The sequence below is a fragment of the Catellatospora tritici genome (assembly GCF_019083965.1).
Lineage (GTDB): Bacteria > Actinomycetota > Actinomycetes > Mycobacteriales > Micromonosporaceae > Catellatospora > Catellatospora tritici.
Window position 1 is genome coordinate 153,190 of record NZ_JAHRCY010000002.1, and the last position, 13,958, is coordinate 167,147.

Genomic DNA, 13,958 nt, shown 5'->3' on the forward strand with positions numbered 1-13,958 from the left:
CGCGGCGGGGGGTGGGGTGGGGTGGGGTGGGGTGGGGTTATTCGGCGGTGGCGACCCGGTCGAGGGCGGGCATGTAGGTGCGCCAGGGGCCGACGTCGGTGCGGTAGCGGCGGGCCAGCACCTCGCCGATCTGGCCAAGGTGGGTCAGGTCGTGGGCGACCCAGGCCGACAGCAGCTGGCCGAGTCGGACCTCGCCGAGTTCGGGGTGGCTGCCGGGGCGGTCCAGGTCGGCGTCGGTGAGGCCGAGCGAGGCGAGCTGGTCCAGGCTGTCACGGCGGGCGTCGGCGAACGCGGTGAGCAGCTCGTCGACCGGCTGCGGGGCCTCACGCAGCATGGCGACGCGGTCGAACGGCTCGAAGGCGCGGCCGGTGCCGGACTCGATGATCATGCGGGCGCGGGGGAGCCAGTTGGTGGCGTCGCCGTGGCGCAGGTGGCCGAGGATGTCGTACGCGCTCCAGGTGTCCGGGCCGTCGTCGCGGCGCAGCCACTGCTCGGGCAGGCCGGACAGCAGGGTGCGCAGCGTGTCGGGGGTGCGGGCCAGCATCGCGGTGGCGTCGGCCAGTTCCATGCGCGCCATGCTACCGCCGCCGTGATCAACTCGTGATCTTCCGTCCTCGCCTGCTCACCCCTAGTATGCGAGCGTGTTTCACAATCGCCGTCCCCCGCGCCCCTTCGCGCTGCTCGCCACCGTGCTCGTCCTGCTGCTGCTCGGCGCCGCAGTCGCGTACGGAGTCGGCGACGCGCTCGGGCTCAGCTGGGCCCCCGCCACGGTGCCGCGGGAACACCCGTCCGCCGCGCCGGTGCGCCAGGTCGTCGCCGCCCCCACGGTGACGACCGTCGTCGTGCCCGACGAGCTGCGCCTGACCAAGGCCGCCGATGCCGTCGCCGACGCGATCGCCGCGCGCGGCCTGCCCCGCCCGGCCGTCGCCGCGCAGGCCGGGACCGGTCCGGCGGTGCGCACCCGGATCGAGGCCGCCTCCGGCACGACCGCCTCCGGCACGACCGCACCCGGCGCGGGCGTGGAGGCGTACACGGTGGCCACCTCGGGCGCCGACCTCACCGTCACCGCCGCCGACCAGGCCGGGCTCGCCGCCGGACTGTACGCGGTCGCCGACCGGATCCGCTCCGGCGACGCCGCCGTCCCGCCCGCTGAGGACGGCAGACTCATCACCCCGCGCCTGGGCCTGCGGCTCACCGACGCAGGCTCCGTCGGCCGCGAACCCGACCCGGCCGCCTTCGCCGCGGGCACCGACTACTCGCTCAACACCGACATCGTCGGGCAGGCGCTGCTGCCCAGGGCGCCGTGGGTCGACGCCGCCGCCGTCGACCGGATCAGCACCGAGTTCCGGCAGTACGTCGACCACGCCGCCGCCCAGGGCTACAACGGAATCGTCCTGCCCGGCTTCCTGGAGTACGTCACCTTCGCCAAGGTCGGCGACGGCCACGCCGTCTACCCCGCCGGGGACTCCCACGTCGACCGGGCCAAGGCGCTGGTCGCCGCGTTCGGCCCCGTCTTCCGGTACGCCGACGACATGGGTCTGAAGGTCTTCCTGCTCACCGACATGCTCGCGGTGTCGCCGCCGCTGGAGCGGTACCTGCGCGCAACCACCGGCGGCCTGGACACCGCCGACCCGAAGCTGTGGGCCGTCTACCAGGCGGGCCTGTCCGAGCTGTTCGAGTCGCTGCCGTACGTCGACGGCCTGATGGTGCGCATCGGCGAGGGCGGCGAGGTGTATGCCCAGAACGGCTGGGACTACTCGTCGAAGATCGCCGTCACCACCGACGTGTCGGTCCGGGCGATGCTCAAGGCGCTGCTGGCCACGGCCGGGCAGGCGGGCCGGGACGTCATCTTCCGGACCTGGACCGTCGGCGTCGGCGCGGTCGGCGATCTGCACACCAACCCCGAGTCGTACCGGCAGGTGCTCGGCGGACTCGACGACCCGCACCTGATCGTGTCCACGAAGTACACCCTCGGCGACTTCTACAGCCACCTGCCGCTCAACACCACGCTGGCGCAGGGCTCGCAGCGGCGGATCGTGGAGTTCCAGGCCCGGCGCGAGTTCGAGGCGTTCGGGTCGCTGCCCAACGACCTCGGCCCGCTGCACCAGCAGGCGCTGCGCCAGTTCCTGGCCGCCAACCCGCACGTCGAAGGGGTGTGGAACTGGACCCAGGACGGCGGCCCGCTCAAGGCCGGGCCGATGTCGCTCTACCTGCGCACCGGCTTCTGGCAGCTGTACGACCTCAACACCTACACCATCGCCCGGCTGGCCTGGAACCCCGACGCCGACCCGGCGCGGCTCACCGCCGACTGGGCCTACCGCACCTTCTCCGCCGACCCGGCCACGGTCGCCGCGATCGGTCAGGCCATGGCACTGTCTCGGGAGGCGGTCACCAAGGGCCTCTACCTCGGGCCGTACGCCGACAACAGCGTCAAGGCGCTCGGCCTGGAACCCCCGCCGATGATGTGGATCTTCGAGTGGGACATCCCGACCGGCGACTCCGCCGCGCTGGACAGCATCTACGCCGTCAGCGCCGGACGCGTCGACGAGGCCGTCGCCGAGGGCGAGCAGGCGACCGACCTCGCCCGCCGCATGCGCGACCTGGTCGCGGCCACCGACCCGGCCACCTGGCGCGACCCCGACCTGCGCAAGCGGTTCACGCAGACGCTGGACTACCAGGTCAACCTGTTCGAGACGCTGGGCGCGTACCGGACGGCGGTGCTGCGGCACACGCAGTGGCTCGACACCGGCGACCAGGCCGCCTACGACGCCTGGCGGCAGGCCGAGACGACCTACCGGGCCGCCCGTGAGCTGCACAAGGGCCGCTACAGCGGGAACGTGGACCTGCCCGCGTACAACTTCACCGCCGCCGACCTCGGCGCCCAGCGCGCCGACCGGGACCCGGCCATGGCCTGGCTCGCCCGCATCCTGCTCGCCCTCATCGCGCTGGTCGCGCTGTGGGGCATCCGCGGGGGCGGCGCGGCACGGGCGCTGTGGCTCGGCGCGACCCGGCCGTGGCGGCTGGCCGACCTGCCCACCCCGGAGTCGCGCCTGGACCGCGTCCTGGTCTGGCTGATCCCCACCCTCGTCCTGGTTGCCAGTCGAGCGACCCTGACCTGGTTCGCCGCCCCGGCGCATCTGCTGGTCACGCTCGGCGGCTGGCTACTGTTCGCCCTGGTGGTACGGCTGATCGTCGGCCGCCGCGACCCGTTCCACGCCTGGGCCGTCATCGGCGGCGTGGCCCTGCTGCGCAGCGTGATCCTGCTGGCGGCGCTGGCCACCCGTGGCCCCGGCCGGTACTGGTTCAACTTCTGGACCGACCCCGCCCTGCGTACCGCCTACATCACCGTCGCCTTCGCGGCCTTCGGCTGGCTGTTCGTGGCCACCGCCCTGGTCCTGCGCACCCGCTACGGCCTGCTGCGCCGCCGCGCCGTCGGCACGGCGCTGGCCGCGGCCGGTACGGCGCTGGCGGCGCTCAGCGCAATGGTGGCCGCGATCGGACTGGAGCGGGCGCTGACCATCTGGAACGACCAGCTGGCCCTGCTGCCCTGGGGACTCTCGCGGATCCTCGGCATCACCGTGTACCTGGGCATCCCGACCGAACTGCCGGTCGCGGCGATGATCGTGGGGCTGGTGCTGCTCGGCGCGGGCGCCGTCGTCTCCGTCGGCCCAAGCCGCGCCCCGAGGTAAGGAAGTTCCCCTCTTATCGCTTTCCGACGGTTAAGGGCGCCTTCTTAACGCTGCCCGGCCCCAGCCCCCGCCCCCGCGCTCGGGGAGGCGGGGGCGGGGGCGGGGGCGGGGCGACGGGCGGTCAGCAGCCAGAGGAGGGCGGCCAGGGGGATCACGCCGACGGGGTACCAGAGCAGGTCGACCGGGTCGAACTGGACCCCGAGCACCAGGCGGGCGAGCAGGCTGCGCTCCGACAGGTACGCCGGAACGCCGGTGAGCTGGGAACACTCCACGACCCAGCAGAACGCGATCGCGACCGCCCCCGCCACCGGCGGTCGGACCCGGGGCCACAGCAGGTAGACCCCGGCGAAGACCATCGACGCGTACAGCGCGGTGCCGGAAAACTGCTCGACCGGTCCGTCCCACAGCGCCCGGATCGCCAGCGCCACGGCCAGGAACAGGACCGCCGAGACTGCGGCCAGCACACGGATCAGCCGGGGGTTCGAGAGCATCTGGGCATGCTAGCGGCCCTCCCGCGCCGGGCGCGTTTGGAAGGGCACCTTCTACCGCGTATTCCGATAAGAAGGTGCCCTTCCTTACCTGTGGCGGGTGGGTGGGGCGTTGGATGGCGTGGGTGCGTTGACGCTCGCCGGGCAATCCGGTTGACCGCGTCGATACGGTCGACGCATGTGTCTCGACGGTGACGCCCACGCCCCTGCCGACAGCGACCCCGTGCTCGAACTGGTCTCGGCCGACGGCTCCCGGTTCGGTGCCTACCTGGCCCGCGCGGACCAGCCCACCGGCGCGCGGCTGGTGCTCCTGCCCGACGTCGGCGGCATGCGGTCCCCGTTTCGCGACCTGGCCCGCCGGTTCGCCCGCACCGGGGCCGACGTCCTGGTGATCGACTACTACGGCCGGACGCTGGGGCCCGCGGCCCGTGGCGAGGAGTACGACCCGAGCACCAAAGATTCCTTCGACCGCGAACTGGTGCTGGCGGACCTGGCGGCGGCCATCGCCTATCTGCGCGGTATCGGTGCCGGCCCGGTCTACGCGGCCGGGTTCTGCATCGGCGGCGCCAACGCGCTGTACGCGGGCACCGCCGACCTCGGTCTGGCCGGTGTGATCGGTATCTGTCCCTACGTGGGGAAAATGGGTGTGTCGGCGGCGCTGCCCGAGGACTTCGGGTCCGGGATCCGGGTGCCGGTGCTGGGCCTGTTCGGGGGTGCCGACACCGAGGTGCCCGAGGAGGTCCACCAGGCCCTCGGTCGAGACCTGACCGGCGCGAACATACCGCACGAGATCGTGGTCTTCCCGGGCCAGCCGCATGGCTTCATCGAGTGGGACCACTTCGGCAGGCAGGGGCACGCCGAGGCTGCGGCCGACGCGTGGAACCGGATCACCGCGTTCCTGCGGTAGTGCGGCTCAGGCCGTCGCCAGCCGCGCCGCGGCGCGGGTCCGGGACCGGCGGTACCACGGGAAGAACAGGACCACCAGCAGGGACAGCAGCGGGGCGGGGGAGCCGAAGAGGGCCTTCCACACCACGAAGTCCAGTACCGGCACGGCGATCGCGGCCCAGTAGAGCCAGTTCGGCAGGGACGGGGCGCGCCAGCGGGGGTCGGTCCAGGGGGTGTGCCGCCACGGCTTGGTCACCGAGAGCCAGGCCTGGAACGCGATCGCCGTGACCATGAGCGCCGAGGACGCGATCTGCACCCCGGCGTCGCCGCCGACCAGCGCGTCCAGGCGCGGGCTCAGCACGAACGCGCCGATTACGAGCTGGGACAGCGTGATCACGAACTTGACCAGCACCCACCAGTGGCGCAGATACCCCCACGCGGTCAGCCCCGACAGCATCAGCCCGGTGAACGCCGCCGAGGTGCCCAGGTGCGCCAGCAGCTGCTTGTCCAGCACCCGGGCGGAGTCGTACCCACCGGGACCGCTGATCAGCAGTACGCACAGCGCCAGCGCCAGGCTCATCCAGCCGATCGAGGTCACCGCGTGCAGCCATACCAGCGACTGCCGCCCCCACTGTCCACTCCTGCGTGCCACGGCTGACAGCCTGGCCGCCGTACGCCTCCAGCCGCATCCGGGTCGGACCCTGAACACCCCCGGAGGACCCGCTGGGTGAAACCCCTGGCGTCGGCGTACCCGGTGCGGGTGCGACGCCGGACGGAGTGCCGCCCGCCCAGGCGCCCCGCCGCCACGCTCGGGTCGACGAGTCAAGACTCGGCTGGCCGGTCCGCACCGCGCAGGGCGTGCGCGATCGTCTCGACGAACCGGTGCAGGACTTCGGGGCAACCGGCGGCGCGGGCCGGGTTGAGTTCCGCGATGGACAACGCTCGGAACCGGGGATCACCGCAGGCCGCGGCGAGCGCGATGCCCAGGCTGTCCAGGGACGGGCCGCTGTTGCGGCCGCCGGTGCTCTCCGCCAGTGGGGCGTCGGTGAAGTCGAGCACGTCGACGTCGACGTGCACCGCGAGCGGTCCCGGCGGCAGCTCGGCCAGTGCCTGACCCGTCTGCCCGGCCGGATCCTCGGCGAGCGCCGTGTGCGAGCTCCACCGCAGGCCAAGCCGCGCCGCCTGGTCCCGTTCCCAGTCCGTGGCCGCCGCGAGTTCGACGCCGAGGTATCGGAGCCGGTCCGGGCGTAGCAGTGGGCGTCGGGCCAGGGCGGACACCAGCTGCTCGGCGGTGTCGGGCAGGTCCAGCGCGTGGGCGGTGCCCATCCAGTCCAGCGCGCCGTCGGTGCTGCTCCGCGGGGTGTTGAGGTCGAAGTGCCGGTCGAGGTAGAGGAGCCCGGCGTCGGGGTCGTACGCGGTGAGGGCGTTCATCACGCCGAGGGCGATGGTGCAGTTGCCGCCGACGACCAGCACGTCGGCGCCGTCGCGTAGGGCCGCGGCGACGTGGTCGGTGACGGCGGTGACGGACTCGACCACCGCCGACAGGTTCTGCGCCCGCGGCTCGTCCCGGTCCGGCGACCAGATCTGCAGCGGCCCGTCGCCGCCGTCACGGACGCGGCGGCCGGTCGTCCGCAGCCGGTCGAGCAGACCCAGTTCACGCAGTACGCGTACCGCCGCCTCCTGGCCGGGCGCATAGCTGCCCGCGCTCGTCGGCGCCCCGATGACGACCAGATCCCGCAGCATCTGCCCATCGTGGTGGGCGCCCCGCCCCGCCAGGAGCAGCCACGCCGGGGACCGGCGGACCGACTGGCTGCGGTTTCGGGGAAAGTGCGGCAATGACGCTCCGGATTCCCGCACTTTCCCCGAAACCGCGGCGTCGCCGCGCGGGCAGGCGCGCCGGCCCGTGGCGGTGGGCGGGCGGGGCAGGGTGACGGTGCGGCTTCCGGGGTGTATGGGCTGGTCGCTAGGGTGGCGGCCATGGGGTTCGACATCGAGACCGTCCGCGCCGCCTACCCGGCGCTGGCCGAGGGGTTCCGCCACTTCGACGCCGCCGCCGGTTCGCTGGTCGCCGAGCCGGTGGCCCGCGCCGCCCACGGCGTCTACACCAGTGCCGTCGCCAACCGCAGTGACGCGTTCGAGCCCGGCCGCCGGGCCATCGGCATTCTCAACACGGCCCGGGTCGCCGTGGCCGACCTGGTCGGCGGCGACCCCGCCGGCGTGATCTTCGGTAACAGCGCCACCTCGCTGACCTACCTGATGGCCCGTACGCTGGCCGCGACCTGGCAGCCCGGCGACGAGGTCGTCGTGTCCCGGCTCGACCACGACTCCAACGTGCGCCCGTGGGTGCAGGTCGCCGCCGAGGCGGGCGTGACGGTCCGCTGGGCCGACTTCGACCCGGCCACCGGCGAGCTGCCCACCGGCCAGTACGCCGACCTGGTCAACGAGCGCACCCGCCTGGTCGCGGTCACCGCCGCCAGCAACGCCATCGGCACCCGCCCCGACGTGCCCGCGATCGCCGCGCTGGCCCACGCCGCCGGTGCGCTGGTGTACGTCGACGGCGTGCACGCCACCCCGCACCAGCCGACCGACGTCGCGGCGCTGGGCGCCGACTTCTACGTGACCAGCGCGTACAAGTGGTCCGGCCCGCACGTGGCGGCCTGTGTCGCCGACCCGGCGCTGCTGGCGGGCCTGCGCCCGGCGAAGCTGCTGCCCTCCAGCGACGCGGTGCCGGAGCGGTTCGAGTTCGGCACGCCGAGCTTCGCCTCCCTCGCCGGGGTCACCGCGGCCGTGGACCACCTGGCCGGACTCGATTCCACCGCCACCGGCACGCGCCGTGAGCGCCTGCTGACCTCGCTTTCGGCGGTACGTGACTACGAGGCGGGACTCTTCGCCAAGCTCGTCGACGGGCTGGCCGGGATCGACGGCGTCCGCCTGTGCCCGGCCCCGGAGGACCGCTGCCCGACGGTGTCGTTCCGCCTGCGCGACCAGCATCCGGCGGCGACGTCGGCGCTGCTGGGCGAGGCGGGGATCTGCGCGTTCGCGGGCGACTACTACGCCTGGGAGTACTTCACGACGGTGGGCCTGCGCGACTCCGGCGGCGCGGTGCGCGCCAGCATCTACCACTACACCACCGCCGAGGACGTCGACGTGCTGCTGGACGCGCTGCGCTCGGCGGCCTGAACCCGTGGTCGCCGAGCTGGTCGACCAGCTGCGTGACACGTTCGGCTGGGTCGGCCCGGTCGAGGTGTCGGCGGGTCCGCGCGGGGCGCTGGGCCAGATCTGGCAGGTGCGCGTCGGCTCCGACCGGTACGCGCTGAAGGAGATCTTCGGCCAGGGGCCGTCACCCGCCGTGATCGCGGGCGAGCTGGCGTTCACGGCGAACGCGACGGCGGCGGGCGTACGCGTGCCGCGCAGTCACCCCGACCGCGACGGTCGGTATCTCGTGGCGGCCCGCAACGGTGTCCACCTGCGACTCTACGACTGGATCGACCTGAGTCCCGCCGTCGACGCGACACCGGCCGATCTGGGTGGGCTGCTCGCGCGGCTGCACCGCGACGCCCCGGCGCTGACCCGCGAGCTGGACGGCGGCCTACCCGACCCCTGGTACGACCAGGTGCCCGCCGCGCACCGCTGGCACACCGCGGTGACCTCGGCCGCGCCGTGGGCCGCACGGCTCGCCGAGCGGCTGCGCGAGCTGCCCGAACTGTGCGCGGCGGTGGGTCCGGCCGATCCCGCCGCGCTGGTGCTGTGCCACCGCGACCTGCACCCGGAGAACCTCCTGGCCGACCCGGACGGGGCCCTGGTGGTCGTCGACTGGGACAACCTCGGCCCGGCCGACCCGTCCCGGGAGCTGGCCCGCACCATGTTCGACTGGTACTGCGACGGCAGCCCCGATCTCGACGCCATGCGCGCGCTCTACCGGGCGTACGTCGCCGAGGGCGGTCCCGGCCGGATCACCGCACCGGCCGACTTCTCCATGCTGCTCGCGGGTCACCTGAACTTCCTGCTCAAGCAGACCGGGGTGGCGCTGGACCCGCTGGCCGAGCCGCGCCACCGGGCCTGGGCCGAACGAGAGATCGACGAGACCCTGCACCTGCTGCCGACCCCGGCCCAGCTGGGGCGGGTGCTCACTATCGCAGTCGGCGGATGACCGCGACGACCTTGCCGAGGACCACGGCGTCGTCGCCGGGGATCGGCTCGTACGCGGCGTTGCGCGGCACCAGTTCCACGTGGCCCCGGGTGACCCGCCACACCTTGACCGTCGCCTCGCCGTCGATCATCGCGGCGACGATCTCGCCGCTGTGGGCGGTCGGCTGCTGGCGTACCACGACCATGTCGCCGTCGCAGATCGCGGCCTCGATCATCGAGTCGCCGCGGACGCGCAGCGAGAAGAGGGTGCCGTAGCCGACCAGGTCGCGGGAGAGGGTCAGTTCCTCCTCGAGGTGCTCCTCGGCCAGGATCGGGCCGCCGGCCGCGATCGTGCCCAGCAGCGGTACCTTCACCGGCGGTTCGGCGGGCGCCTGCGGGACACCGGATTCGTCGACCGGGACGCACACGGTCATGGCGCGGGGACGGCCGCGGTCGCGCTGCAGCAGGCCCTTGCGTTCGAGCTCGCCGAGCTGGTGCGATACCGACGAGGTGGCGCTCAGGCCGACGGCGCGGCCGATCTCGCGCAGCGTCGGCGGGTAGCCGCGCTTGCCGATCCACTCCTGGATGACGGCGAGAATGCGCTGCTGCCGCAGGCTGATGTCCGTCCCGTCCACCAAAATCCTACTCTGCACCGAATGCACCCTACCCGACCCTCTTCCCACCCTCACCCCGACACCCGGACCCGCTCCGCCCCGGTCCCCGTCCCGGTCTCGGTGAACCAAGATCGCGCAAGTTGCCCGGCAACTGTGCGTATCTTGGGCACTCTTTCCCCCGGTTGCCTGGCAACTTGCGTGATCTTGCGCGCGCCGCGGGCGCGTGGGCATTTGGTTGGCGATCTTAGGATCGGGAAACTGTCCCTTCGCGACGAACGGGGAACCCCTTGTCCACCAACCTTTCTCGCCGGGCCGCCCTCGGCGGTCTCGGCCTCGGTGTCGCCGCCGCCGTGACCGCGGCCGCACCGGCGTCGGCCGAAACCGCCGACGACCAGGCACGGGGCACCGGCCCCGCCCACCTGCGCCGCGTCTACCAGCGCCAGAAGACCAAGGCGGGCGGCGTATGGCACTCGCACGTCGCCCTGCGCAACGCCGACGGGGTGCTGGAGACCGTCATCGCCGACGACCAGGACGCCATCGTCGACGCGTACAGCGTCCAGAAGATCGCGGTGGCCGTGGCCGTCCTGGACAAGGTCGACCGCGGGCTGCTCCAGCTGGGCCAGAAGCTCGACCTGCCCGCCGAGCTCATCCTCGGCGGCAGTGGCATCTACCACCTGCAGACCGTGTGGGGCGACGACCTCACCATCGCCAACTTCCTCACCGCGATGCTGCTGGTCTCGGACAACACCGCGGTGCGCATGTGCGGCCGGGTCGCCCCCGCGTTGGAGATCAACGAGATCCTGGCGGCGAAGGGCTTCGTCAACACCCGGGTGATCCCGGTGGCCAACCCCAACCGCTTCTTCCTCGGCAAGACCACCCCGGCCGAGGTGCACGACCTGCTGTGGCGCCTGGCCGACAAGACCCTGCTGTCCCAGAAGTCGTGCGACTTCCTGCTCGGCATCATGCGCTGGGTCAACGGCTACCACGACGGCACCCGGCGCAACATGTCGTCCAACGAACGCAGCCGGGTCGCGATCAAGTACGGCGCGGACTTCAACACGCTCGGGGCGGGCCGCCACGAGGTGGGCATCATGTTCGACAGCTCGGGGGCGCCCGCGCTCACCTTCGCCTTCTTCGCCGACTCGCTCGGTGACCTGGACAACTACGGCGCCACCCACCGGGCGGTCGAGGCCCACGCCGTCCTCGGACGGCAGCTGTTCGACTCCATCCCGACGCCGGTGGCGGGCCTGGCGGCCCGTTCGGCGCAACCGACGATCGACCTGACGCCGTTCCGTGAGGTGAACGGCGGCTGACGGTCGGGCGCCCGCCCGGTGTCGGCTGGGCGGGCGCCACCGGTGACCGCGAGTGACGGTCGCCACTACCGATGTCGCCTTTCGGGCGATTGTCGATGCTATGACCGGCTGGGAGCCGTCAGGGCAGGTCCGTCATGTGTGGCTGGATCGGGTCATCCGGTAGCCTGGGATGAACCCGGGTTGGCGCCTGATCAGGCGCGACTGTGGTGCTTTCACATGGGGTAATCACGGCTCGGCGGCCGGAGGCCGTCGACATGGCGGAAGGCGTGGCGTGGCCCAGGTTCTCAGCGAGGTGTCGCGAACGTTCAACGAATACCTGCTGCTGCCGAATCGGACGAGGACCGACTGCGCCCCCGGCAACGTCGACCTGCGTGCTCCGCTGGCGCGGCACCGTGAGGGCACGGTGTCGCCGATCGAGCTGCGCATCCCGTTCACCTCGGCGATCATGCAGGCGGTCAGCTCGCCGGAGCTGGCCATCGCGCTGGCGCGGGAGGGCGGTCTCAGCTTCCTGCACCACAACCAGGCGATCGACGACCAGGCGGCCGCGGTCCGCCGGGTGAAGAACTTCAAGGCCGGGTTCGTGACGAGCGACACGAACGTGCGGCCTGACGACACGCTGCGGCACCTGCTCGAGGTGATGCAGCGCACCGGCCACTCCACCGCCGCCGTGACCGAGGATGGGACCGCCTGCGGCCGCCTGCTCGGCCTGGTCACCTCCCGCGACTTCCACCCGCAGCGGCACAACCTCGACGGGCCGGTCAGCGGCCGGATGATCAGCATCGCCGACCTGCCGCACGCGGGGGCCGAGGTCACACTGTCGGAGGCGAACCTGCGGCTGTGGGAGGAGCGCCTGGACTGCCTGCCGATCCTCGACGGCGCGGGCAACCTGCAGTACCTGGTCTTCCGCTCCGACTACGCCGACAACAAGCGCTACCCCAACCAGCTCGTCGACGGCGGCAAGCGGCTGCGCGTCGGCGCGGGCATCAACACCCACGACTTCCGCGAGCGGGTCCCGGTGCTGCTGGAGGCGGGCGTCGACGCGCTGTGCTTCGACTCCTCCGACGGTTACAGCGACTGGCAGGCCGAGGCGCTGACCTGGGTGAAGAAGAACTACCCGGACGTGCCCACCGGTGGCGGCAACGTCGTCGACGGCGACGCGTTCACCTTCCTGGCCGAGGCCGGGGCCGACTTCATCAAGGTCGGCGTCGGCGGCGGCTCGATCTGCATCACTCGCGACCAGAAGGGCATCGGCCGCGGTCAGGCCAGCGCGGTGCTCGACGTGGCCGCCGCGCGCGACGCCTTCCTGGCCCGCACCGGCGAGTACGTGCCGGTCTGCTCCGACGGCGGCCTGGTGCACGACTACCACGTGTCGCTGGCGCTGGCGATGGGCGCCGACTTCGTCATGATGGGCCGCTACTTCGCCCGCTTCGATCAGGCCCCGGGTGCCAAGATCCCGACCCGCGAGGGCTTCGTCAAGGAGTACTGGGGCGAGGGGTCGCACCGGGCCCGCAACTGGCAGCGCTACGGCCAGGGTGGCAAGGGCCTGGTCTTCGAGGAGGGCGTGGACGGCTTCGTGCCGTACGCGGGCGACCTGCACGAGGGGCTCGCCGTCACCACCGCGAAGATCAAGTCGACCATGGTGTCGTGCGGCTCGATCTCGCTGGCCGAGTTCCAGTCCACGGCTCGGCTCACGCTCGTGTCCGAGCAGAGCTTCCAGGAGAGCCACGCCAACGTGACCGTCCGCGAGACCGCGGGCACCAGCATCTGACCTGGTAGGACAGTGAACGGCCGGGCGCGTGGACCACGCGCCCGGCCGTTTCGCGTTGCTCAGCCCGCGTATCCGTTGCTGGTGTAGGTGCGCGAGAAGGTGCCGGGGATGGTGAAGTACTCCGCCGACAGCTTCGCCGGGTTGGTGGCCAGCTCGCCCCGGCCCGGCACGTCGTTGCCGTCGTCCCAGCCCCACGGGGCGTTGGCCGAGTTGGTGCTGCACCCGAACGTGCCCGAGCCGCAGCCGCCGGTGGTGTCCCCGGCGAACGTGCCGTAGCTCGCGAACAGGGTGCTGTTGTTGCGCTGGGCCCACAGGCCGCCCGACGCGAAGATGTCGATCAGCTCGTACTGCACGTCGCGGTCGTTGCCGCTGCTGGGCACCTCGGCCACGGTGGACGGGTAGTACACCAGCCCGTCACCGTTGATGTTGTACTGCGGGTACGCCTTCAGGCCGTGGCCCTTGGCCTCCTGCGCGGTGACCGGGTGCTGGAACGAGTCGTGCGGCGAGGCGGCCAGCTGCAGCGTGCCGTCGATGCTCTCGTTGCCGCTGGTCCAGTTGCTCCCGCTCGGGGCGTACGAGAAGAAGTCCGTGTGCGCCACGGTGACCGCCGAGCGCAGCACCCCGTAGGTAGAACCGTCCTTCTCGACGGCCAGCAGCACACCCTCGCCGTCGTTCTCGTGCTCGGTCTCGAAGAACGGGTGGTCCACCCAGTCACGCGGGTGGAAGAACAGGTAGGTGAGGTACCAGTGGGTGCCGGTCTCCACCACCGAGTAGTAGGCGTACGCGGCGAAGTTGGCGTTCGCGGCGCCGGCGTTGTCCCAGTTGTTGCGCCCGGTCAGGTCGCCGTCGAAGTCGACCTTCGTGAGGTAGTCGGACTTGCCGCCCAGCGCGTGGTCGCCGGTGGCGTCCACGTCCTGGTAGTGGATCGGCGCCCAGCGCAGGGCGAGCTGTGCCGGGGTGACGGCGGCGCTCGCCGGGGTGGGCGCGAGCAGCCCGCCGGTGACCAGCGCGGCGGCGAGGGTGGCCGCCACGACGGTCCTGCGGACGGAGGCGAGGGTGTCGAGCATGTGCGC

The 13,958-nt window shown here is 72.3% G+C and carries 12 protein-coding genes; 6 read left to right on the forward strand and 6 right to left on the reverse strand.

Translation table 11 applies throughout. The annotated features are described in order from the left end of the window. Nucleotides 1-37 precede the first annotated feature (37 nt). Nucleotides 38-568 carry a DinB family protein gene (locus KUA19_RS04550; RefSeq protein ID WP_217394835.1) on the reverse strand — a complete coding sequence of 177 codons (531 nt, stop codon included), beginning with the start codon at nt 566-568 and terminating at the stop codon, nt 38-40. A gap of 73 nt (nt 569-641) precedes the next feature. Here KUA19_RS04550 and KUA19_RS44425 point away from each other — a divergent pair, with 73 nt between their 5' ends. After that, nucleotides 642-3,689 (forward strand): hypothetical protein, encoded by a 3,048-nt coding sequence (locus KUA19_RS44425; RefSeq protein WP_217394836.1) that lies wholly within the window; start codon nt 642-644, stop codon nt 3,687-3,689. A 44-nt stretch (nt 3,690-3,733) separates the two neighbouring features. On the opposite strand, the gene KUA19_RS04560 is transcribed toward KUA19_RS44425, so the two are convergent. Then, nucleotides 3,734-4,180, reverse strand: coding sequence for a ribosomal maturation YjgA family protein (locus KUA19_RS04560; RefSeq protein ID WP_217394837.1), 447 nt, complete (start codon nt 4,178-4,180; stop codon nt 3,734-3,736). Between the two features lie 175 nt (nt 4,181-4,355). Between KUA19_RS04560 and KUA19_RS04565 the strand changes: the two genes are divergently transcribed. Then, the gene (locus tag KUA19_RS04565; RefSeq protein WP_217394838.1) at nt 4,356-5,084 is read left to right on the forward strand and encodes a dienelactone hydrolase family protein; all 729 of its coding nucleotides are present in this window, start codon (nt 4,356-4,358) and stop codon (nt 5,082-5,084) included. A 6-nt stretch (nt 5,085-5,090) separates the two neighbouring features. Here the strand turns inward: KUA19_RS04565 and KUA19_RS04570 are convergent, their stop codons facing one another. Both KUA19_RS04570 and KUA19_RS04575 read right to left on the reverse strand, forming a co-directional pair. Beyond that, nucleotides 5,091-5,714 carry a hypothetical protein gene (locus KUA19_RS04570; protein WP_217394839.1) on the reverse strand — a complete coding sequence of 208 codons (624 nt, stop codon included), beginning with the start codon at nt 5,712-5,714 and terminating at the stop codon, nt 5,091-5,093. Nucleotides 5,715-5,884: 170 nt separating this feature from the next. Further along, nucleotides 5,885-6,805, reverse strand: a complete 921-nt coding sequence (locus tag KUA19_RS04575) for an arginase family protein (RefSeq protein ID WP_217394840.1) — start codon at nt 6,803-6,805, stop codon at nt 5,885-5,887. A gap of 234 nt (nt 6,806-7,039) precedes the next feature. Between KUA19_RS04575 and KUA19_RS04580 the strand changes: the two genes are divergently transcribed. Together KUA19_RS04580 and KUA19_RS04585 are read left to right on the forward strand one after the other, a co-directional pair. Then, the gene (locus KUA19_RS04580) at nt 7,040-8,242 is read left to right on the forward strand and encodes a cysteine desulfurase-like protein (RefSeq protein WP_217394841.1); all 1,203 of its coding nucleotides are present in this window, start codon (nt 7,040-7,042) and stop codon (nt 8,240-8,242) included. Nucleotides 8,243-8,246: 4 nt separating this feature from the next. Further along, complete coding sequence (locus KUA19_RS04585; protein ID WP_217394842.1) at nt 8,247-9,212, forward strand: phosphotransferase enzyme family protein; 966 nt, start codon at nt 8,247-8,249, stop codon at nt 9,210-9,212. Here the strand turns inward: KUA19_RS04585 and lexA are convergent. Beyond that, nucleotides 9,193-9,852: a transcriptional repressor LexA gene (gene lexA / locus KUA19_RS04590; protein WP_372451765.1), complete on the reverse strand. Its 660-nt coding sequence runs from the start codon at nt 9,850-9,852 to the stop codon at nt 9,193-9,195. The two genes, KUA19_RS04585 and lexA, sit on opposite strands and share 20 nt — an antisense overlap. A 239-nt stretch (nt 9,853-10,091) precedes the next feature. On the opposite strand from lexA, the gene KUA19_RS04595 reads away from it, so the two are divergent. Together KUA19_RS04595 and KUA19_RS04600 are read left to right on the forward strand one after the other, a co-directional pair. Next, nucleotides 10,092-11,117 (forward strand): serine hydrolase, encoded by a 1,026-nt coding sequence (locus KUA19_RS04595; protein ID WP_217394844.1) that lies wholly within the window; start codon nt 10,092-10,094, stop codon nt 11,115-11,117. A 271-nt stretch (nt 11,118-11,388) separates the two neighbouring features. Beyond that, on the forward strand, nt 11,389-12,885 hold the full coding sequence (locus KUA19_RS04600) for an IMP dehydrogenase (protein ID WP_308167331.1): 1,497 nt from the start codon (nt 11,389-11,391) through the stop codon (nt 12,883-12,885). Between the two features lie 59 nt (nt 12,886-12,944). On the opposite strand, the gene KUA19_RS04605 is transcribed toward KUA19_RS04600, so the two are convergent. Further along, on the reverse strand, nt 12,945-13,952 hold the full coding sequence (locus tag KUA19_RS04605) for a hypothetical protein (protein WP_217394846.1): 1,008 nt from the start codon (nt 13,950-13,952) through the stop codon (nt 12,945-12,947). Nucleotides 13,953-13,958 lie beyond the last annotated feature (6 nt).